Genomic DNA, 22,300 nt, shown 5'->3' on the forward strand with positions numbered 1-22,300 from the left:
AAGCGAGGTTGGTACGACGTAGTGGGGATTACTGCACTGAAGCATTTACAACATGGAAACCCGCCCGCGCTCAGAAAGCGCCGGCAATACGGTGCTGGGCCACAAAGTGCCCGGGAGCCACTTCCTTCAGGGGCTCCACTTTGGGCTCATCGCCCACCAGCCGGATCGGGCTGGGAATTTCATCGGTCAGCAGCTTCTTGCCCGGCTGGCGCAAGGTCGGATCGGCCACCGGCACGGCCGCCATCAGCTTGCGCGTATAGGGATGCTGCGGATTCTCGAAGATCGCGCGACGCGGGCCGATCTCCACGATCTGGCCCAGGTACATCACCGCGACCCGGTGGCTGATGCGCTCTACCACGGCCATGTCGTGCGAGATGAAGATGAAGGAAATCCCCAGCTCGGCCTGCAGGTCCAGCATCAGGTTGACGATCTGGGCCTGGATCGACACGTCCAGTGCCGACACCGATTCGTCGGCAATGACGATCTTGGGGTTCAGGGCCAGGGCGCGGGCGATGCAGATGCGCTGGCGCTGACCGCCGGAAAATTCATGCGGATAGCGCTGGCCATGTTCGGGGGTGAGGCCCACGCGGGTCAGCAGTGCATCCACGCGTTCCTGGGCGCCCTCCTTCATGCCGTGCACCAGCATCGGCTCCATGATGGAGTAACCGACCGTCATGCGCGGATCGAGGGAAGCGAACGGGTCCTGGAAGATGAACTGGATATCGCGCCGCAACTGGCGCAGCTCGGTGCGCGGCAATTGCGCCAGGTCGCGGCCGCCGAATTCGACACGACCACCGGCGATATCGACCAGGCGCAACAGCGAGCGGCCGGTGGTGGACTTGCCACAGCCGGATTCACCGACGATGGCCAGGGTCTCGCCGGCAAACAGGTCGAAGCTGACCTTTTCCACCGCATGCACACGCTGCTTGACGCGACCGAAGATGCCGCTCTTCACATCGAAGCGGGTGGTCAGGTCGCGCACCTTGAGGATGGGCTGGCGCTGGGCGGCGATCTCCTGCTGGGTCTGCAGCTCGCTGGCGATCAGGTCGGGGCGCACCTCGGCCTGCGGCGCAATACCGAAACGCAGCGGCATATCGGTACCGCGCATGGAACCCAGGCGCGGCACGGCGGCCAGCAGGGAACGGGTATAGGGATGGCTGGGTGCGGCGAAGAGCGGCTCGACGGCGTTTTCTTCCACCTTCTCGCCACGACACATGACCACCACGCGGTCGGCCACTTCGGCCACCACGCCCATGTCGTGGGTGATGAAGATCACGCCCATGTGCATCTCTTCCTGCAGGGAGCGGATCAGTTGCAGGATCTGCGCCTGGATGGTCACGTCCAGGGCCGTGGTCGGTTCATCGGCGATCAACAGCGAAGGCTTGCAGGACAAGGCCATGGCGATCATCACGCGTTGCCGCATGCCACCCGACAACTGGTGCGGATGGCGGCCCAGCACGCGCCTGGCCTCGGGGATACGCACCATCTCCAGCATGCGCAGCGCCTCGGCCTGGGCGGCGGCGCGGCTCATGCCCTGGTGCAGGCGGATCGATTCGGCGATCTGTTCACCGACGGTGAAGACCGGGTTCAGCGAGGTCATCGGTTCCTGGAAGATCATGGCGATCTCGGCGCCCCGGATGCCGCGCATGGTGGCATTGTCGGCCTGGGCCAGATCAAGCGTCTGGCCACTGCGGCGCAGGAACTGCATGCTGCCGCCGACGATCTTGCCGCCGCCGTGTTCGATCAGGCGCATGATCGCCAGCGAGGACACCGACTTGCCCGAACCCGATTCGCCGACGATGGCCAGGGTCTCGCCCTGGTCCACATGGAAGGACAGGTCGCGCACCGCGTCCACCGTCCGCTCGGAGGTGGCGAAGCGGACGTTGAGGTGGCTGACATCGAGCACGCGTTGTGACTGTTGCATCTTGATTCTCTCCTGCTCGGCCGACTCAGGCCGGTGCTGCGTAGATTTCGGTGACCGGCGCCAGCTCGCCGCAGCCATAGGCGCGGTACATGCCCTCGGTATTGAACGGCAGGGCCAGGTTGCCCTGGGCATCGATGGCGATCACGCCACCGCGTCCGCCGACCTTGGGCAGGGTATCGAACACCACGGCGCGGCTGGCTTCTTCCAGCGACTGACCGGCATAGGCCATGCGCGCGCCGATGTCGTAACAGGCCACGGTGCGCATGAAGGCCTCGCCGGTGCCGGTGGCGGAAACCGCAACGGTGGCATTGTTGGCATAGCAGCCGGCACCGATGATGGGTGAATCCCCTACCCGGCCCGGCTGCTTGTTGGTGATGCCACCGGTCGAGGTGGCCGCAGCCAGGTTGCCGAACTGGTCCAGCGCCACCGCACCGACGGTGCCGAACTTGTGGTCGGGGTCGATGGGCTCGACGGTGGCGGCGGTCTTTTCGGCAAAGGCAAAGGAGGAGGCGTCATGGTCCAGCATGGCCCGCGACTGACCGCGCACGCGCAGCCATTGCTCGTGGCGGGCATCGGTATGGAAATAGTCGGGCGTGACCGTGGCCACACCGTTGCGAGCGGCAAAGGCTTCGGCAGCGGGACCGACCAGCAGCACGTGCTCGCTCTTTTCCATCACGGCGCGGGCAGCCAGCACCGGGTTGCGCAGATTGGTGACACAGGCCACCGCGCCGGAGGCCAGGTCGGCGCCATTCATCACGCAGGCATCCAGCTCAAGCCGGCCTTCACTGGTATAGACGGCGCCATGGCCGGCATTGAACAGCGGACAGTCTTCCAGCAGGCGCACTGCTTCGGTCACCGCTTCCAGCGCCGAGCCACCGGCATTCAATACGGCCTGGCCGGCGGCCACGATGTCAGCCAGCGCCTGGTGATATCGGGCTTCGTCCTCGGCGCTCAGCGAGGCGCGCGTGATGGTGCCTGCGCCACCATGGATGGCAATTACCGGAGTGGTCATGCTTTGGTCTTTCCTTTATTGAGAGCGGCCCGGGCCGGCTTGGCGACAGGCGTCATGGCCGGACGCTGGTGCTGTTGCGGCAAGTAGAGCCAGGGCAGTACGAATTCGGTCATCTGCGAAGCAGCCTGCACCGAGCGCCGGGCGCGATGCGCCACCGCATCGCACAGGGCCTGGATCAAGATCAGCGCGGCCGCATCGGACGTGGGTGACAGCTTGCGATCGGTCTGGGCATAGATCGTGACATCGGCCAGCGGCACCAGCGGCGAGCCGGGAGTATCGGTGATAGCCAGGATACGGGCGCCCTTCTCCACTGCACGCTGGGTCAGCCAGACGGTATCGGCGGCATAGCGCGGAAACACCATCGGGATCACCAGGTCGCGACTATCGAGCTTGAAGAATTGCCGACCCGCCTGCGAAGGACCACCAGCCAGCGCCACCGAGGACACGGTGCGCACATAGGGCTCCAGCGCATGTGCCATCAGGCCGGCCAGGTAGGCCGAGGCGCCGAAGCCGGTGATGAAGATGCGTTCGGCGGCAAGAATCATGTCCACTGCCTGTTCACAATGCTCGGGCGTGAGCATGCGGCGGGTGGCCTCGATGTTATGGATGTCGCTATCGAAGGCAGCGGCCATGATCTCGGCGCTGGTGGCGGCGCGTTGCACTTCGTCGCGCAGCTTTTCCACCGGCGCCAGCGTGGTGGCAAAGTCCGCCACCAGGGCCGCGCGGAAGGAGGCATAACCATCAAAACCCAGCGCGTGGGCAAAACGGTTGGCGGTGGCTACCGAGATGCCGGCGGCCTCCGACAGTTCGTCGATGGTCATGGTCGCGGCGCGAAAGGGGTTGCCGAGCACATAGTCGGCGGTCTTGCGGTGCGACTTGGACAACTGCGGATACAGCTTGCCCACGGCCTGCGCGACCGCGCCGGCTCCCTGCAAGCTGATGTTCTTCGGTTGTTGTGTCACCGTCCGCTGCCCCGTCTGTGCTGAAGAAATCGCCCCGTGCCTGCAAACGCTCCATATCATTGATTGGATTTATATCGTTTACGAAAACGCGGGCCTCACCCATTTTTATCCTGTCGCGGGACTTGATATGACGACCAGCCCTGGCGCGAAAAATGTAAATATATTTTCATTTCAATCCGGAGTAAAGAAAAAATACTTTCAAATTCCGAATATCGATATAACGCACCAGAAGCACGCAACTTACCCTGTGAAATGCACCAGATGTGCGCCGAACAGGACCGACTTTATTGCGCAGCGCACCAAAAATGACAACGGGAGTTGACACGTCCTGGCGATAAAATACGCCTCTTCTCCACGTCCTGCTCGTCATGAATATCCGCTTCCTCGAAACCTTCGTTTGGCTGGCCCGGCTGCGCAATTTCCGGCTCACTGCCGAGCGCCTGCACACCACCCAGGCTGCCGTCTCCAGCCGCATCGCCTCGCTCGAACAGGACTTCGGCGTGCGCCTGTTCGACCGCAGCGCGCGCGAGGTGGCACTCACCGCCGACGGCAGCAAGGCGCTGGTGTATGCCGAGCGCATGGTCAAGCTCATGCGCGAGATGAAGGACGACATGTCCGACCGCGAAGTCTATGCCGGCGTGATCCGCATCGGCGTGATCGAATCCATCGTCCACAGCTGGTTCCCGGATTTCCTGGGGCGGCTGCACAAGACCTTCCCGCGCCTGCAGATCGAGATCGTCAGCGATACCACCATCCACCTGCACGAACAGTTCAGCAAGAGCAACCTGGACCTGGTGCTGCAGGCCGAACCGGTGATCGGCCCGCAGGTCAGCAATATCGCGCTATGCGAATTCCCCATGCGCTGGGTCGGTAGTCCCAAGCTCGACATCGGCAGCGAGACCCTGTCGCTGACCGACCTGGCGGCCTTCCCGATCATCAGCTTCGCCCGCAACTCGGGGCCGCATGCGGTGATCGAGCGCCTGTTCTCGGGCAGCGAACGCAGCGAGCGCACGCTGCATATCAATTGCATCGCCTCGGTGGCGACCATGATCCGGCTGGCCACCGACGGCTTCGGCATCACCGCCGTGCCGCCGGCCATCATCCAGCGCGAGCTCAACGAGGAAAGCCTGCACCTGCTGCGGGTCGATACCGAGTTCCCGGCCCTGGCGCTGATCGCCTGCTTCCGCTCGGACCATGAGAATCCCCTGACCGAAACCGTGGCCCGCATCGCCCAGGAAACCGCGTCCGACTTCGCACTCAATTGGGGCCACGAGATCGCCCGCCTGCCTGCGCCGCTCAACTGAGCCGGGCGCAATACCGCGCCGCTGCTGGCTGCGCATCCACAACCGCCGCATGCGGCGCAGCACCATCCTGAAGCAACCGCCGCCCCGCTTTTGCTCATAAGATTTTTCAATCAAGCCCGTTCAGATTTTCTTGTTGGACAGCGCCCTCCCCGCATCCCCATACTGATTTAGGGCCTGTTCACACTAAATCTGTGAGTGCGAGAGGTCGTCAAGCGTTGACTGCCTAGGCGCAGCGACGCGCCGTAGTGGTGCTACGGCAAGTTGCTGCAACAACGGCAGGCGACGCTTGACGGCCTCTCCCGGAGGGTTGCGCCCAGAAGGCGCGCTGGCGGCGTTGCCCGGCAAGGCTGGTGGCGCCACCACCAGCCTTGCCGTGCGCCTTGCCACCACGCCTTCTGGGCGCAACGCATCTCGCAGATTTAGTGTGAACAGGCCCTAAGACCGGTGCCTTCGGGCGATAACAACAGCATGGCCGGTCCTGCTTGCCCATCCTTGCACCCAGTCCATCCCATGCCGAACACAGCACGGCGCCGCCACGCGGACGCCGGCACTACTTGAGGAGGTTTTCATGTCTTATTCCCCATCCGCCGCCGCCACAGCGGCGGCATCGGCAGGCGCGCCATCCAGCATGGATGTCACCTATCGCAAGATCGCCTGGCGCCTGATCCCGTTCCTGGTCTTCCTGTTCGTGCTGGCCTGGATCGACCGCGTCAACGTCGGCTTCGCCAAGCTGCAGATGCTGCAGGACCTGCAGTTCTCGGAAGCCGTCTACGGCCTGGGGGCAGGCATCTTCTTCATCGGCTACTTCCTCTTCGAAGTCCCCAGCAACCTGTTGCTGGAAAAGATCGGTGCCCGCAAGACCCTGGCCCGCATCACCATCCTCTGGGGCCTGGCCTCGATGGCGATGGCCTATGTCACCACGCCCACCAGCTTCTACATCCTGCGCTTTTTGCTGGGCATCTTCGAGGCCGGCTTCTTCCCCGGCGTGGTGCTGTACCTGACCTACTGGTTCCCGGCGCAGCGCCGCGCCCGCGTCAATGGCCTGTTCATGACCTCGTTCGCCATCGCCGGTGCGGTCGGCGGCCCCATTGCCGGCCTCATCATGAGCAGCATGGAAGGCGTGGGTCACCTGGCGAACTGGCAGTGGCTGTTCATCATCGAGGGCATCCCTTCCCTGCTGGCCGGCTTCGCCGTGCTGGCCTGGCTGCCGGAAAAACCCGCCAACGCCAAGTGGTTGAGCGAGGCCGAGAAGAATGCCGTCACCCAGGTACTGGCTGCCGAAAACAGCGCACCGGGCAAGCACTTCTCCTTCAAGGACGCCTGTAGCAACTACCGCGTCTGGATCTGCGCTGCCGTGTATTTCTGCGTGGTCAGCGGCAACGCCACCATCGCCTTCTGGGCACCGTCCATCATCAAGGAAATCGGCGTCAAGGGTAATCTGCAGATCGGCCTGATCTCGGCCATCCCCTTCGTGGCCGGCACCCTGGCCATGATCTGGAACGGCTTCCACTCCGACAAGACCGGCGAACGCCGCATGCACAGCGCTATCGCCACCCTGATTGCCTGTATCGGCCTGATCGCCACCGGCATGAGCCTGGGCAATGCCACCCTGGCGCTGTGCTCGCTGACGCTGGCGGCGGTCGGCATCCTGGCGGCCTTCCCGGTGTTCTGGTCGATTCCCGGTGCCTTCCTGGCCGGCACGGCAGCCGCCGGCGGCATCGCCCTGATCAACTCCATTGGCAACCTGGCCGGCTTCGTGGCGCCCTACATGATCGGCGCGCTGAAGACCAGCACCGGGTCGCTGTCCTCGGGCCTGTACTTCGTGGCAGCGCTGGAATTCCTGGCCAGTTTCCTGGTGGTGGTGTTCGTCAGGAAGCACTGACACCCCACTGAACCAACTCCCCCAAGCGCAGTGCACATCACCCTTGAATCACCTGCAGGATAGACATCATGAAGCTGACCTTTACCCTCCCCGACCAATCTGCCCTCCAGGCCGACATCGACAGCCTGGTCATCGCCGGCTGGGCCGGCCGCGACATGGCGGCCATCGAACATCACATCGAAGAACTGGAAGCCCTGGGCATCTCCCGTCCCAGCGCAGTGCCGCTGTTCTACCGCGTCTCGGCCAACCAGCTGTCGCAGGCCGAACAGGTGCAGGTACTGGGCGAGGCCTCCTCCGGCGAAGTCGAGACCTTCGTCTTCAATGCCGGTGGCGAACTGTATGTTTCCATCGCCTCCGACCATACCGACCGCAAGCTGGAAGCCCATAGCGTGGCCTTTTCCAAGCAGGCCTGCGTCAAGCCGGTGGGCGCCGCTGCCTGGAAACTGGCGGACGTGGCCGACTACTGGGACGAGCTGGTGATCCGCTCCTGGATCGAAGAAGACGGTGCCACCGTGCTGTACCAGGAAGGTCCGCTGGCCTCGCTGCGCACCCCGTCCGACCTGATCGCCCGCTTCACCGACGGCAGCGCGACACTGCCCGAGGGCTGCGGCATGACCTGCGGCACGGTGGGCGCCATCGGCGGCATCCGTCCGGCCGCCTCCTTCACGATGGAGCTCTACGATCCACGCCGTCAGCGTGCGCTGCGCCATCACTATGTCGCGCAGTCGCTGGCCGAAGTCGCCTGATCCCGTGGCCAGCCCTGCTGGCCATTTTTGTCTGATGCGGCTAGGGCCTGTTACTCTTGTCGCCTTTATCGCTGCACCGCTCCTGTCGACCACCCCATTTTTCCATCATGCCGAGCACACTTTCCCAACTTGCCGCCGACCTCGATGCCGGCCGCATCACCTCCCTGCAACTGACCGAACAGGCCCTGGCCCGCATCGCCGACCCGGCTGGCGAAGGCGCACGCGTCTTCACCAGCGTCTATGCCGACCAGGCGCGTGCCGCCGCCCGTGCCTCCGACACCCTGCGCGCCGCCGGTCTGCGCCGCTCGCCGCTGGAAGGCGTGCCGGTCTCGGTCAAGGACCTGTTCGACGTGGCCGGTGAGACTACCCTGGCCGGGTCCGTGGTGCTGCGCGGCAAGCCGGTCGCCAGCGCCCATGCCGAGGTGGTGCAGAAGCTGATCAAGGCGGGTGCCATCGTCATCGGCAAGACCAACATGACCGAGTTCGCCTATTCCGGGCTGGGCATCAATCCGCACTATGGCACCCCGCAAAACCAGTGGGAACGTGGCGTCGAAGGAGGCCGCATTCCCGGCGGCTCGTCTTCCGGCGCGGCCATCTCGGTGACCGATGGCATGGCGTTCGCCGCGGTGGGCTCGGACACTGGCGGTTCGGTGCGCATTCCCTCGGCACTGAACGGCCTGACCGGTTTCAAGCCGACCGCCGCACGGGTCTCCATGGAGGGCGTGCTGCCGCTGTCGGCCTACCTGGATTCAATCGGCCCGCTGGCGGCCTCGGTGGAGTGCTGCGCCATCATGGACGCCGTGCTGGCCGGTGAAACCTATCGCCCGCTGCCTGCCCATCCGCTGCGCGGCCTGCGCCTGCTGGCACCCACCAATGTCGTGCTCGACGGCATGGACGAGAGCGTCGCCAAGGCCTACCGTGCCGCCCTGTCCAGGCTCACGCAAGCCGGTGCGGTGGTGGTGGAGGAAGAAGTCCCCGCCTTCAACGGCCTGGCCGCCATCAACAGCAAGGGTGGCTTCACCGCCGCCGAGGCCTATGCCTGGCACCGCGCCCTGATTGCCGAGAACGCTGCCGGCTACGACCAGCGTGTGGTCTCGCGCATCATGCGCGGCAAGGACATGAGCGCGGCCGACCTGCTGGATGTGCTGCACGCCCGCTCGCCCTGGATCGCCCAGGTCGAGGCACAACTGGCCGGCTACGATGCGCTGGTGATGCCCACCGTGCCCATCGTCGCACCACGCATTGCCGAGCTGCTGGCCAGCGACGACGCCTATTACGGCGCCAACGGCAAGATGCTGCGCAACCCCACGCTGATCAACTTCCTCGACGGCTGCGCGGTGTCCCTGCCCTGCCACGCAGAAGGCAGCGCACCGGTGGGCCTGTCGCTGGCGGCTCCTGGTGGCCAGGACCGGCGCCTGCTGTCCATTGCGCTGGCCGTGGAGGGCTTGCTGGCCAGCTGAAATCCGGCGTGCTTGCAACACATCAACCAGGCCTGTGCATGCACAGGCCTTTTTCATTGCCGCATTTAAATGCATATTTGGCAGCATTTAAGCGCATTTAAGGACAAGTCCCACGCGGAAGGGAACATTTCCACGGCCCGGACGCCGAATTCCTGGAATTTTCATTAGAATGCGCTTTTGCAGCGCAAGACGGCCCCTCCCACGGGGCTGCAGCGCTGGGCAAACAAAGATAGAACAACCCTCCGGCATCAGCCACGACCACTCATCTGCATGGCAACCAAAAAAACATCCCCGTCCGATTACAGTGAATCATCGATCCGTGTCCTCAAGGGACTGGAGCCGGTCAAGCAGCGCCCGGGCATGTACACCCGCACCGAGAACCCGCTGCACATCCTCCAGGAAGTGATCGACAACGCCTCCGACGAAGCGCTGGGCGGCTACGGCAAGAGCATCATCGTCACCCTGAACGCCGACGGCAGCGTCAGCGTGGAAGACGACGGCCGCGGCATCCCGGTCGGCCTGCACCCGGAAGAAAAGGTCCCCACCGTCGAGATCGTGTTCACCCGCCTGCACGCGGGCGGCAAGTTCGACAAGGGCTCCGGCGGCGCCTATGCCTTCTCCGGCGGTCTGCACGGCGTGGGCGTGTCGGTCACCAATGCCCTGGCCACGCGTCTGGAAATCACGGTCTGGCGTGAAGGCGGCGTGCATACCCTGGCCTTCTCCGGCGGCGACGTCATCGAAAAGCTCAAGTCGCGCCCCGCCACCCGCGAAGACAAGAAATCCGGCACCCGCGTCACGGTCTGGCCTGACGCCAGGTATTTCGATTCGCCCACCATCCCGCTGGGCGAGCTGCAACGCCTGTTGCGGTCCAAGGCAGTGCTGCTGCCGGGCGTGAAGGTGACCTTCACCAACGCCAGGACCGGTGACAGCCAGAGCTGGCAGTACGACCAGGGCCTGCGCGGCTACCTGATGGAACAACTGGCCCAGAGCGGCAGCGGCGAGACCCTGATCCCGCTGTTCGAGGGCGAGCAGTTCGCCGGCAAGGATGCCGAAGGCTTCGCCGAGGGCGAAGGTGCCTCCTGGGTGGTGGCCTGGACCGAGGAAGGCGCCGTGGTGCGCGAGTCCTACGTCAACCTGATCCCCACCTCCAACGGCGGCACCCATGAATCGGGCCTGCGCGAAGGCCTGTTCTCGGCCGTGAAGAGCTTCGCCGAGATGCATTCGCTGCTGCCCAAGGGCGTCAAGCTGCTGGCCGAGGACGTGTTTGCACGCGTCTCCTTCGTGCTCTCGGCCAAGGTGCTGGACCCGCAATTCCAGGGCCAGATCAAGGAACGTCTCAACTCCCGCGACGCCGTGCGCCTGGTGGCCGGTTATTCGCGCCCGGCGCTGGAGCTGTGGCTGAACCAGCACGTCGAGTACGGCAAGAAGCTGGCCGAACTGGTCATCAAGCAGGCCCAGAGCCGCCTGCGCTCGGCGCAGAAGGTCGAGAAGAAGAAGTCTTCCGGCGTGGCCGTGCTGCCGGGCAAGCTGACCGATTGCGAATCCTCGGATGTGTCGCGCAATGAAATCTTCCTGGTCGAGGGCGACTCCGCCGGCGGCTCGGCCAAGATGGGCCGCGACAAGGAGTTCCAGGCTATCCTGCCGCTGCGCGGCAAGGTCCTGAACGCCTGGGAAACCGAGCGCGACCGCCTCTTCGCCAACAATGAGATCCACGACATCGCCGTGGCCATCGGCGTCGATCCGCATGGCATCAACGACAGCCCGGATCTGTCCGGCCTGCGCTACGGCAAGATCTGCATCCTCTCGGATGCGGACGTGGACGGCTCGCACATTCAGGTGCTGCTGCTGACGCTGTTCTTCCGTCACTTCCCCAAGCTGATCCAGAACGGCAACATCTGCGTGGCGCGTCCGCCCCTGTATCGCGTGGATGCCCCCGCGCGCGGCAAGAAGCCGGTGCAGAAGCTGTATGCCCTGGACGATGGCGAACTCGAAGCCATCGAAGACAAGCTGCGCAAGGATGGCCTGAAGGAAGGCGCCTGGAGCATTTCCCGCTTCAAAGGCCTGGGCGAGATGAATGCCGAACAGCTGTGGGAAACCACCATGAATCCGGACACCCGCCGCCTGTTGCCGATCGGCTTCGGCGAACCGGGCGTGCAGACCTCGGAAGAGCGTTTCAACATGCTCATGGGCAAGGGCGAAGCCGCCTCCCGCCGCGCCTGGATCGAAGAGCACGGCAACGAAGCCGAAGCCGATATCTGACATGACCCGCCGCCCGCCCCGCCTACCGCTCATCGCTCGCGCCGCCCTGCTGGTCGCGACGGTGCTGTTGTGCGCGGGCGCAGGAACGGCACGGGCGCAACAGATGGTGCGCTACACCGATGCCGATGGCGTGCAGCACATGCGGGTGGAGGCGGCCGAGGGCAACAAGAACGGCGGCAAGGACGGCAGCAGCCGCAAACCCCGCACCATCGTCTACCGCTACACCGATGCCGACGGCGCGGTCCACTTCTATGCCCAGGCCCTGGACGACCCCGACAAGCTCATGGCCAGCAGCGCCTCGCTGCTGAACCATCCCGGCAGCAAGGAAGCCGTCACCCCGACCGACCCGCCCTTCGTGCGGACCATGCTCGCGCATCGCGATGCACGCAAGTACGACAGCCTGCTCAGCGAAGCGGCCGGAGAGTTCGGCCTGGATGCGGCCCTGCTCAAGGCGGTCATGACGGCCGAATCCGGCTTCAATGCCGGTGCCGTCTCCAGCAAGGGCGCCATCGGCCTGATGCAGATCATGCCCGATACCGCCGAGCGCTATGGCCTGCAGGGCGACCGCCGCAAGAGCCTGCACCAGAAGCTGGTCGATCCAAAGATCAACATCCGTCTGGCCGCACGCTACTTGCGCGACCTGATGGCCATGTTCCCGCAGCATGTGGAACTGGCGATCGCCTCCTACAATGCCGGCGAAGGCACGGTGCAGAAATACGGCAACAAGATTCCTCCCTATCCCGAGACCCAGGGCTATGTGCGGCTGGTGTCGCGCTTCTATGAGCTGTATCGCCCGCCCGGCGCAATGCGCTTGGCTGCCGGTGAGCGCAGCCCTGCCTCCGCCTCCGCCCCCGGCGCCAGCTCAGGCCAGGCCCGTCTCAAGGTGACGCTGCCGCCGCGCGAGCCCGTCACCGCCAACGATTAACCCTGTCCACCACGACGACAACAAGAACTGTTCCATGACCGATCAACCAACCCTGTTTGACCCAGTCCCGGCCGCCCCTGATGGCGAATCGCTGACGCTGTCCACCTTCGCCGAACGCGCCTATCTCGATTACGCGATCTCGGTGGTCAAGGGCCGCGCCCTGCCCGATGTGGCCGATGGCCAGAAGCCGGTGCAACGCCGCATCCTCTACGCGATGAACGAACTCTCGCTCAACAGCGCCGCCAAGCCGCGCAAATCGGCCGCCGTGGTCGGCGATGTGCTGGGCAAGCTGCACCCGCACGGCGACCAGTCGGTGTACGACGCGCTGGTGCGCATGGCCCAGGATTTCTCGCTGCGCTACCCGCTCATCGATGGCCACGGCAACTTCGGTTCGCGTGATGGCGATGGCGCGGCGGCCATGCGCTACACCGAAGCCCGCCTGACGCCCATCAGCAAGCTGCTGCTCGATGAAATCGACATGGGCACCGTGGAATTCCAGCCCAACTACGACGGTTCCACCGAAGAGCCGCGCCTGCTGCCGGCGCGCCTGCCCTTCCTGCTGTTGAATGGCGCCTCCGGCATTGCCGTGGGCATGGCCACCGAAATCCCGTCGCACAACCTCACCGAAGTGGCCAAGGCGGCGGTGGCGATGATCCGCAACCCCAAGATCAGCCATGCCGAACTGATGGAACTGGTCCCCGGCCCGGACTTCCCCGGTGGCGGCCAGATCATCACCCCGGCCACGACCATCGCCGAGATGTACCAGAGCGGCCGCGGCAGCCTCAAGGTGCGCGCCCGCTGGAAGATCGAAGACCTGGCGCGCGGCCAGTGGCAGGCGGTGATCACCGAACTGCCGCCGGGCGTATCCTCGCAGCGCGTACTGGAAGAGATCGAAGAACTGACCAACCCCAAGCTCAAGCTGGGCAAGAAATCGCTCACGCCCGAGCAGCAAGCCCAGAAGGCCACCATCCTCGGCCTGCTCGACGCCGTGCGCGACGAGTCGGGCCGCGAGGCCCCGGTACGCCTGGTGTTCGAACCCAAGTCCAAGAACCAGGACCAGACCGAGTTCATGAACACCTTGCTGGCCCAGACCTCGCTGGAAACCAGTGCCTCGCTGAACCTGGTGATGATCGGCGGCGATGGCCGTCCGCGCCAGAAGAACCTGACCGACATCCTCGGCGAGTGGATCAGCTTCCGCTTCGAGACCGTGACCCGCCGCACGCAATTCCGCATGCAGAAGGTCAACGACCGCATCCACATCCTGGAAGGCCGGGAAGCGGTGCTCCTGAACATCGACAAGGTCATCAAGATCATCCGCGAGTCCGATGAACCCAAGCCGCCCCTGATCGAGGCCTTCAGGCTGTCGGATCGCCAGGCCGAAGACATCCTGGAAATCCGTCTGCGCCAGCTGGCCCGCCTGGAAGCCATCAAGATCCAGCAGGAACTGGCCGAGCTGCGCGGCGAGAAGACCACCCTGCAAGACCTGTTGGACAACCCGGCCTCGATGAAGAAGCTGGTCATCAAGGAAATCGAAGGCGACGCCAAGACCTATGGCGACGCTCGTCGCACCATCATCGAGGAAGCCGAACGCGCCACCTTCGAACAGAAGGTGATCGATGAACCGGTCACCGTCATCATCTCGCAGAAGGGCTGGGTGCGCGCCCGCACCGGCCACGGTCACGATGCCACGCAATTCACCTTCAAGGCCGGCGACAGCCTGTATGGCGCCTTCGAATGCCGTACCGTGGATAACCTGCTGGCCTTCGGCTCCAACGGCCGGGTCTACACCATCGCCGTGAGCGCCCTGCCCAATGCACGCGGGGATGGCGTGCCGGTGACCACGCTGATCGAACTGGCCAGCGGCAGCAGCATCCTGCACTACTTCGCTGGCCCCGCCGACACCACGCTGCTGCTGGCCTCGGATGCGGCGGCCGGCTTCATCGCCAAGGCCTCCGACATGTTCGGCCGGGTCAAGGGCGGCAAGAGCTTCTTCACGCTGGACGAAGGCGCCCTGCCCCTGGCACCGCGCGCAGTCGCTGCCGACGCCAGCGCCGTGGCCTGCGTCTCGGGCAATGGTCGTCTGCTGGTGTTTGGCCTGGACGAGATGAAGACCCTGTCTTCCGGCGGCCGTGGCGTGAACCTGATGGAGCTGGAGAAAAACGAAAAGCTGATCGGCGCACAAGCCATCAGCCAGAAGGGCGTGGTGGTCGAAGGCACCGGCAATGTCGGTAAAGCCAAGGAAATCGCCCTCTCGGCCGCGTCGCTGGGCGTGCATATCGGCAAGCGGGCGCGCAAGGGCAAGGCGCTGGAGTCGCGGATCAAGGTGACGGGGCTGCGCCCACAAGTCTGAGGCACGGCCTGGCGTTGTTGAGATATCGCCCTCTGCGCATGTTGTGCAGGGGGCGATTTGCTAGCTAATCGCCACCGACACCCGATACAACAACACCCCCAGCAAGCCGAACGCCCCGGCCAGCATGCAATAGGGCGCCCAGCGTCGGGCGCGCATGCCATAGCCGAACAGGAGCAGCGCGATGCTGATGGCGGGTATCAATGCGGAAGGGCTGGTCAGGTCCATGGTGGTTACTCCCCGGTGAGGTCGGTGTTCGCACGGGCGCTGCACGGGCGAACGAAAATATCCATCACGCCATCTGGCTGATGGTCTTCCTGAAGCGGCCCAGCGCGGCCGTGAACAACAAGGCACCGATTGCAAAGATGGCCAGCAGTTGCGGCCATACCACCTCCAGCCCGGCACCCCGATACAGAATGGCCTGCCCGGCCGCCACGAAGTGCGTGGTGGGCGCGGCCAGCATGATGTCCTGCACCAGCAGCGGCATGCTTTCGCGCGGCGTGGAACCGCCCGAGAGCAGTTGCAGCGGCAACAGCACCAGCACGGTCAGCATGCCGAACTGCGGCATCGAACGCGCCAGCGTGGCCATGAAGATGCCCATGGAGGTGGTGGCGAAAAGATGCATGACGGTGGCCAGCATGAACAGCGCCAGCGAACCTTCGATCGGCACCTGCAGCGCGCCGCGCACGATCAACAGCAAGGAGGCCAGTGCCGCCAGCGCCACCACCAGCCCCATGGACCAGACCTTGGCCAGCATGATCTCGGCAGGCGTTACCGGCATCACCAGCAGGTGTTCGATGGTGCCGTGCTCGCGCTCGCGGATCAGTGCGGCGCCGGTGAGGATGATGGAAAGCATGGTCACGTTGTTGATGATCTCCATGAGCGATCCGAACCAGGACTGCTCCAGATTGGGGTTGAAGCGCATGCGCATGGCCAGGTTCACCGGTGCGGTGGTACCGGCCTCGGTGCGTCGCACGAACTGCGTCACCTCGGTGGTGATCATCTGCTGGATGTAGCTGTTACCGGTGAAGGCCTGGCTCATGCGGGTGGCATCGACATTCAGTTGCACTGCAGGCGCCCGTCCGGCCAGTACGTCACGTTGGAAGTCGGCAGGGATGTCCAATACGAAGGTGTAGTCGCCATCATCCAGGCCGGCATCAGCCTCTTGCGCCGTAACCAGCCGCGCCACCTTGAAGTGCGGCGGATAGAAGGTCGCCGCGATGCGTGCCGACAGCGGCGAGCCGTCGTTATCGACGATGGCGATGGCGGCGTGGTGCAGGCTTTCCGGCATGGCGGTCGCGGCCACGTAGATGGACAGCGTAAAGGTGTAGGCGATGAGCACCAGCATGGCCGGATCGCGCAGCAGGCTCCATAGTTCCTTGATGCCGAGGCGGTAGATGTTGGCCCAGGAGTTGCGCATCTCACCGCTCCTGTTTCTTCAGTAACAGCACCGACAGCCCCAGGATCACGGGTGCGGCGAGTACCAGGGGCCAGAAGGACGAGCCCAGGTCGCCGACGGCGAGCGCCTTGCTGAACACGCCGCGACTGATGGTGAGGAAATGCGTGGCCGGATAGACCTGGCCGATCAGGGCGCCCATGCCCTCCAGCGAGGACACCGGGTTCAACAGGCCGGCAAACTGCACGCAGGGAATGATGGTGCCGATCATGGTCACGAACAGCGCCGCGATCTGACTGTTGGTGAAGGTCGATGCCAGCAGACCGAAACCGGTGGAGCAGATGATGAACACCAGCGCCGCCAGGGTCAGCGTGAACAGGCTGCCCTTGACCGGCACCCCGAATACCGTCACCGCCAGCAGCGTGAGCATGGCGAAGTTGAGCATGCCCAGTAGCAGATAGGGCAACTGCTTGCCCAGCAGGAATTCGGTGCGGGTGACCGGCGTGACGTAGAGGTTGAGGATGGAGCCCAGCTCCTTCTCGCGCACCACCGACAGCGCCGTGAGCATGGCCGGAATCATCATCAGCAGCAGCGGGATGATGGCCGGCACCATGGCCGGCAGGCTTTTCACATCCGGGTTGTAGCGATAGCGTGTCTCGATGGTGGCCGGCGTGGCCAGGGTCTGCCCCAACCGGTGCAGGGCCATGTCGGCCAGCCACAGTTGATGCATGCCCTGCACATAGCCGCGCACGGTCTCGGCGCGCGTGGGCATGGCACCATCCACCCAGGCCCCGACCTCGACCGGCTTGCCGCGCCCGATATCGCGGGCAAAGCCGGAGGGAATCTCGATGGCCAGCGAAATCTCGCCGCTGCGCATGCGCCGGTCCAGGTCCTGGTAATCGGTGATGGCGGGTTTCTCGATGAAGTAGCGCGAGCCCGACAGGTTCAGCGCATAGTTCTGGCTCAGGCCGGTCTGGTCGCGGTCCAGCACGGCATAGGTGAGGTTTTCCACATCGAGGTTGATGCCATAGCCGATGATGAACATCAGGATCGCCGTCCCCAGCAAGGCCAGCGTGGCGCGCACCGGGTCGCGTCGCAGCTCCAGGCTTTCGCGCTGGCTGTAGCTCAGGGCGCGGCCCAGGCTGGTGCGCCACCGGCCGGGGCGCGATGTTGACGCTTCCATCGCCGCGGGCCGCGCTGGCCGGTCATCGGCAACCGGCGCGCTCCCCTTGCCCGCCGCCTCTTCCAGATAGGCGATGAAGGCCTGTTCCAGCGTAGCCGCGCCGCGTTCACGGATGAGCGCATCCGGCGTAGCGCTCACCAGGACCCGGCCGGCATGCATGAGCGAGATGCGGTCGCAGCGCTGGGCCTCGTTCATGAAATGGGTGGAGATGAAGATGGTGACCCTATCCTTGCGCGCCAGGTCGATCATCAGTTGCCAGAACAGGTCACGGGCGATCGGATCCACGCCGGAAGTCGGCTCGTCCAGGATCAGCAGTTCCGGCTTGTGCACCATCGCCACAGCCAGTGACAGGCGCTGGCGGATGCCCAGCGGCAGGCTCTCGGGCAGGCTGTCCATCACATCCAGCAGACCGAAGCGGGTCGCCATCTCTTCGGTGCGGGCGTCGATCTGCGCTTCCGGCACACGGTACAGGCGGGCATGCAGGACCAGGTTCTGGCGCACGCTCAATTCCCCGTACAGCGAAAAGGCCTGCGACATATAGCCCACCCTGGCCCGTGTGGCCATGTCGCGCGGATCGACCTCCTGGCCGAACAGCCAGGCCTGGCCTTCGCTGGCCTGCAGCAGCCCGGTCAACATCTTCATGGTGGTCGACTTGCCGCAACCATTGGAGCCGAGAAAGCCGAATATCTCGCCCCGCCGGATACGGAAATCCACATGATCCACCGCCACGAAATCGCCGAAGCGCATGGTCAGGCCCTTGGCCTCGATGGCAATGCCGGCCTCGACGCTTGCATCCAGCGGGGTGACCTGCACTGTCTGGTGCTGGCGCCGCTTTTGTTCGGGCAGCAGGCTGATGAAGGCCTCTTCCAGCGCTGCCGTGCCGGTACGGGCGTGCAGCTCGGCCGGAGTGCCGGTCGCCAGCAGCTTGCCGTCGTCCATCGCCACCAGCCAGTCGAAGCGGTCCGCCTCTTCCATGTAGGCGGTGGCGACGATGACGCTCATGCCCGGCCGTTGCTGGCGGATATGTGCGATCAGGTCCCAGAACTGCGCCCGTGACAGCGGGTCCACGCCGGTGGTGGGTTCATCCAGGATCAGCAGGTCGGGATCGTGGATCAGCGAACAGCACAGTCCCAGCTTCTGCTTCATCCCTCCGGAGAGCTTGCCGGCCGGGCGCGAGAGAAAGGGGGCCAAGCCCGTACCACGGGTAAGTTCGTCGATGCGACGACGGCGCTCGGCACCATCCTGGCCGAACAGGCGGCCAAAGAATTGCAGGTTTTCTTCCACCGACAGGGTGGGATAGAGATTCTTGCCCAGTCCTTGCGGCATGTAGGCGATGCGCGGGCAGACCTGGGTACGATGCGCGACCTTGCGCATGTCGCCGCCCAGCACGCTCACCTCGCCCTGCTGCAAGGCGCGCGCGCCGGCCACCAGCGAGAGCAGGCTGGATTTGCCGACGCCGTCCGGGCCGATCAGGCCGACCATGCAGCCGGCCGGAACCTGCAGCGATATCGCATCCAGTGCCAGCGTCTTGCCATAGCGCAGCGACACCCCGTCCAGGCGTGCCACCCACGACTGGTCCGGGGTGGCGGTCATTGCGGAACCCTGGTCACCAGCTGCGGCGGCCATGCCTGGCTCTGGTCGGTACGTACCCAGGCCACGCCCGGCAGGCCGGTCTTGACCAGCGTCAGGTGTTGCTGCAACAGGGCCGGATCGATCTGCGCCTTGACGCGGAACATCAGCTTCTGCCGCTCGCTGGCCGTCTCCACCGTCTTGGGGGTGAACTGGGCGGTGCTGGCGACGAAGGAAATCCTGGCCGGGATCACATACTGCGGTGCGGCGTCCAGCACGATGCGGGCCTCGGCCCCCAGGGCCAGCTTGCCGGCCACGGCCTCGGGGACGAAGAAGGTCATGTAGACGTCACTCAGGTCCACCAGGTTGAGCAGCTTGCCGCCGCCCCCCAGCACCTCGCCCGGCTGGGCGATGCGGTACTGCACCCGCCCGGCACGGGGTGCGACGAGCGTGCTGTCGTCGATATCGACCTTGATGCGCTGTACCGTGGCGGCGGCGGCGGTCACCGTCGATCTGGCACCGCTGACCTGGGGGCGCGCCGCCACCACGGCGGCACGGGCGGCCGTCACCTGTGCCTGGGCAGCGGTCACGGCGGCTTGCATGCCGCGCACCCGGGCGCGGTCGTCATCGACTTCCTGCAGCGACGAGGCCCCTTCCTTGACCAGCACTTCGGAGCGCGCCAGGCGGCGCCGCGCCGCGTCTAGTTCACTCTCGCGTTGTGCACTCTGTGCCAGCGCGGCCTGGTAGTCACTCTCGCGTACCGCCACCTGCGCCTCGGCACTGGCCACGGCCGACAGCGATTGCTGCTGGCGCGCCTGGGCCTCCTCGCGCTGCGCCTGCAATGAGAGGATCTGCATCTGCGCCAGCGGCTGGCCGGCGCTGACGAAATCCCCTTCGTTGACCAGGATGGCGTCCACCCTGCCCCCCAGCTTGGTGGCCACATCCACCTCGGTGGCTTCGATGCGGCCATTGCCGCTGGCGAAACCCTCCCCCGGGCCGCTGTGATGCAGGCGCTGCCAGGCATAGGTGGCACCGCCAGCAAGGAGGACGACCAGCAGGCCGGCGGTCAGCAGGTTTTTCTTGGCGGGAGAAAGCGTCATGATCAGGGTCCGGGACGAAGAGGGATGGCAGCGCCGGCTTGGCTGGTATCACCGCCCAAGGCCGCATACAGCGCCACGGAGGACGACAGCAAGGCGCGCCGGGTCTGCACCAGCTGCTGGCGCGCGCTGAGCAGGTCGCGCTGGGCATCGAGCACATCCAGGAAAGGCGCGGCGCCGTTGTCATAGCGCAGCGTGGACAGGCGGGCCCGCTCGGCCTGCACGGTCACGGCTGTCTGTGCGATGGCCAGTTGCCGCGTCAACCACTGGCGGGCGGCCAGGGCATCGGCCACCTCGCGGAAGGCGGCCTGGACGGTCTTTTCATAATTGGCCACCGAGATATCGCGACGGATCTCGGACAGCGCCAGATTGTTGCGCAGACGACCGGCCGTGAAGATCGGCAGCGTGATGCTGGGCGAGAAGCTCCAGGCGTGGCTGCCATCGCGAAACAGGCCAATCAATTCGGCACTGGCGCTGCCGACCTGGCCGGTCAGCGAAATAGACGGGAAAAAAGCCGCCCGCGCGGCACCGATGTTGGCGTTGGCTGCCTGCAGCCGGTATTCGGCAGCAAGCACGTCAGGCCGGCGCGTCAACAACAGCGAAGGCAGGCCCGGCTGCAACGCGGGGAAGACCGTGTCCAGCACGGTGCGCGCCTGTCCCGGTGCCAGTTCCAGTGGACTGCCCACCAACAGCGTCAAGGCATTCAGGCGCTGGGCGCGCAGTTGCTCCAGTTGTGCGCCCAAGGCCTGGGCCTGGGTCAGCAGGGTTTCGATCTGTGTCAGGTTCAGGCGCGAACTGGCCCCCACTTCCACCCGCCGTGCATAGATGCGATAGCTCTCCTGACGGCTGGCGATGGTATCGCTGGCGATGGCCAGGCGCTCGTCGAGCTCACCCAGTTCCAGATACGCATCGGCCACTTGCGTGACCAGGCTCAGGGTAGCGGCGCGACGCGTGGCTTCGCTGGCCTGGGCAATGTGCAGGGCCGCATCATCCAGACTGCGCAGACGGCCCCACAGGTCGATCTCCCAGCTGCTCAGGCCCAGCCCTGCCTGATAGGCGCTACCGACCAGCGGTCGTCCGGTCAGGTTGAGGTCGGCCGGGGTACGCGAACGATCCAGGCCGACCTGCGCGCCGATGGTGGGAAAGAGGTCCGCACGCTGGATGCCATAGAGCGCCATGGCCTCCTCCACCCGCAAGGCGGCCACCCGCAGGTCGCGGTTATTGGCCAGCGCCAGGCTGATGAGGGCTTGCAGTTGCGGATCGCTGAAGGTGGACTTCCAGTCCAGCGGCGTCGTGGCAGGCAGCGTGCTGTCAGACTGCTGCGGGTAGTGCGCGGCCACCGGCGCGGCGGGCCGCTGGTAGTCCGGCGCCATGGACTGGCAGGCCGCCAGCAAAAAGGCCAGCAACAGCGGCATTGCGGCCAGGCGCATTCTGGGAGGGGGCTCGCACATCGTGGGCATCGGCGGAAGCGGAAAATGTGACGACGAAAGTCTTCGTCTTTTGTGTCCACATTATGAAGTTGCTTGCCAAAAACCCGATTGATGTAAGTCAGGTTACTGACTGATGAGTCGGTAACAAGTCAAATAGGGGAATAGGGGAAACGCTCGAGGCCGATGGCGCCTTCCTGCCCTACTGCGCTACGCCAACCTGGTCGACATAATGGCGCACCTCGGCGGCGACGTCGGCGAAGAGCGCCTGCAGCTCTGCCAGACGCGGCTGGGCGCTGACCGGTGGTTCGGCGCGCGACTGGGTCTCGATGCTCTTGAGCATGTCGGTCAGCACGCCCGCGCCCACCAGGGCCGTCATGCTCTTGAGGCTATGCGCCTCGCGCTTGACCTGGGCTGCATCGTCGGCGTGGATGGCCTGTTCCAGCCGGGCGAAGGTGGCCGGTGCGCTCTGCGCAAAAGTGCCGAACATGTGACGGCAGGCGGCAGCATCGCCCCCCATGGCCTCGAGCAGTGGCTCGGGATTGATGTGCTGGTATCGGTTGTCGTTCACGCGTTTCTCCCCTGAGGCCGACGCAATATACGCAATATATTGCTCCATTGCCAATTTCTTTTGAGCAGCAGTTCCGGGCCGATGGGTACGGCGCGGATCGTGAGCGGGTGCGGCAAACTCGCGCAAACTCACGCAAACTCTTTCGCCGCGCCTGTAACGTAACCAAGCCGGCTACGACAGTCAATCAGAAGTGTTAGGTATAGACGCAAAAAAGCCGCCCGCAATTAGCGGGCGGC

At 65.0% G+C, this 22,300-nt stretch carries 16 protein-coding genes; 7 read left to right on the forward strand and 9 right to left on the reverse strand.

From position 1 onward, the window contains the following. Positions 1–70: 70 nt before the first annotated feature. From ACEOAC_RS16100 to ACEOAC_RS16110, 3 genes are read right to left on the reverse strand one after another with little or no spacing between them, the layout of a single operon-like run. Positions 71–1,924: a dipeptide ABC transporter ATP-binding protein gene (locus ACEOAC_RS16100; protein ID WP_039875450.1), complete on the reverse strand. Its 1,854-nt coding sequence runs from the start codon at positions 1,922–1,924 to the stop codon at positions 71–73. A gap of 25 nt (positions 1,925–1,949) precedes the next feature. Further along, complete coding sequence (locus ACEOAC_RS16105; RefSeq protein WP_413444595.1) at positions 1,950–2,936, reverse strand: isoaspartyl peptidase/L-asparaginase family protein; 987 nt, start codon at positions 2,934–2,936, stop codon at positions 1,950–1,952. Then, positions 2,933–3,898: a MurR/RpiR family transcriptional regulator gene (locus tag ACEOAC_RS16110; protein ID WP_039875452.1), complete on the reverse strand. Its 966-nt coding sequence runs from the start codon at positions 3,896–3,898 to the stop codon at positions 2,933–2,935. The genes ACEOAC_RS16105 and ACEOAC_RS16110 overlap by 4 nt, the downstream gene beginning before the upstream one ends. A 368-nt stretch (positions 3,899–4,266) precedes the next feature. Between ACEOAC_RS16110 and ACEOAC_RS16115 the strand changes: the two genes are divergently transcribed. From ACEOAC_RS16115 to parC, 7 genes are all read left to right on the forward strand, one after another. Continuing rightward, positions 4,267–5,202, forward strand: coding sequence for a LysR family transcriptional regulator (locus tag ACEOAC_RS16115; RefSeq protein WP_006463599.1), 936 nt, complete (start codon positions 4,267–4,269; stop codon positions 5,200–5,202). A gap of 568 nt (positions 5,203–5,770) precedes the next feature. Further along, positions 5,771–7,084: an MFS transporter gene (locus tag ACEOAC_RS16120; protein ID WP_039876979.1), complete on the forward strand. Its 1,314-nt coding sequence runs from the start codon at positions 5,771–5,773 to the stop codon at positions 7,082–7,084. 68 nt (positions 7,085–7,152) lie between these two features. Continuing rightward, positions 7,153–7,830, forward strand: a complete 678-nt coding sequence (locus ACEOAC_RS16125) for a DUF2848 domain-containing protein (RefSeq protein WP_006465278.1) — start codon at positions 7,153–7,155, stop codon at positions 7,828–7,830. Positions 7,831–7,937: 107 nt separating this feature from the next. Next, a complete protein-coding gene (locus ACEOAC_RS16130; protein ID WP_413445159.1) occupies positions 7,938–9,290 on the forward strand; it encodes an amidase in 1,353 nt (450 codons plus the stop codon). A 270-nt stretch (positions 9,291–9,560) separates the two neighbouring features. After that, entirely contained in the window at positions 9,561–11,549 is a 1,989-nt protein-coding gene (locus ACEOAC_RS16135) for a DNA topoisomerase IV subunit B (protein ID WP_413445160.1), read from the forward strand. A gap of 1 nt (position 11,550) precedes the next feature. Further along, a complete protein-coding gene (locus ACEOAC_RS16140) occupies positions 11,551–12,474 on the forward strand; it encodes a lytic transglycosylase domain-containing protein (RefSeq protein ID WP_413628450.1) in 924 nt (307 codons plus the stop codon). A 34-nt stretch (positions 12,475–12,508) separates the two neighbouring features. Next, positions 12,509–14,824, forward strand: coding sequence for a DNA topoisomerase IV subunit A (gene parC, locus ACEOAC_RS16145; RefSeq protein ID WP_413445117.1), 2,316 nt, complete (start codon positions 12,509–12,511; stop codon positions 14,822–14,824). 60 nt (positions 14,825–14,884) lie between these two features. On the opposite strand, the gene ACEOAC_RS16150 is transcribed toward parC, so the two are convergent. From ACEOAC_RS16150 to ACEOAC_RS16175, 6 genes are all read right to left on the reverse strand, one after another. Beyond that, on the reverse strand, positions 14,885–15,049 hold the full coding sequence (locus ACEOAC_RS16150) for a hypothetical protein (RefSeq protein ID WP_241813440.1): 165 nt from the start codon (positions 15,047–15,049) through the stop codon (positions 14,885–14,887). Positions 15,050–15,113: 64 nt separating this feature from the next. Further along, positions 15,114–16,241, reverse strand: coding sequence for an ABC transporter permease (locus tag ACEOAC_RS16155; protein WP_413445118.1), 1,128 nt, complete (start codon positions 16,239–16,241; stop codon positions 15,114–15,116). Between the two features lies 1 nt (position 16,242). After that, positions 16,243–19,026 (reverse strand): ribosome-associated ATPase/putative transporter RbbA, encoded by a 2,784-nt coding sequence (gene rbbA, locus ACEOAC_RS16160; protein WP_413628451.1) that lies wholly within the window; start codon positions 19,024–19,026, stop codon positions 16,243–16,245. Continuing rightward, positions 18,990–20,069, reverse strand: a complete 1,080-nt coding sequence (locus tag ACEOAC_RS16165; protein ID WP_413628452.1) for an HlyD family secretion protein — start codon at positions 20,067–20,069, stop codon at positions 18,990–18,992. The genes rbbA and ACEOAC_RS16165 overlap by 37 nt, the downstream gene beginning before the upstream one ends. 2 nt (positions 20,070–20,071) lie before the next feature. Further along, positions 20,072–21,496: an efflux transporter outer membrane subunit gene (locus tag ACEOAC_RS16170; protein ID WP_413445442.1), complete on the reverse strand. Its 1,425-nt coding sequence runs from the start codon at positions 21,494–21,496 to the stop codon at positions 20,072–20,074. Between the two features lie 199 nt (positions 21,497–21,695). Beyond that, the gene (locus ACEOAC_RS16175) at positions 21,696–22,064 is read right to left on the reverse strand and encodes an Hpt domain-containing protein (protein WP_077238489.1); all 369 of its coding nucleotides are present in this window, start codon (positions 22,062–22,064) and stop codon (positions 21,696–21,698) included. Positions 22,065–22,300 lie beyond the last annotated feature (236 nt).

Source organism: Herbaspirillum frisingense (assembly GCF_047325095.1).
In the GTDB taxonomy this organism is placed as follows: Bacteria; Pseudomonadota; Gammaproteobacteria; order Burkholderiales; family Burkholderiaceae_D; genus Herbaspirillum; species Herbaspirillum frisingense.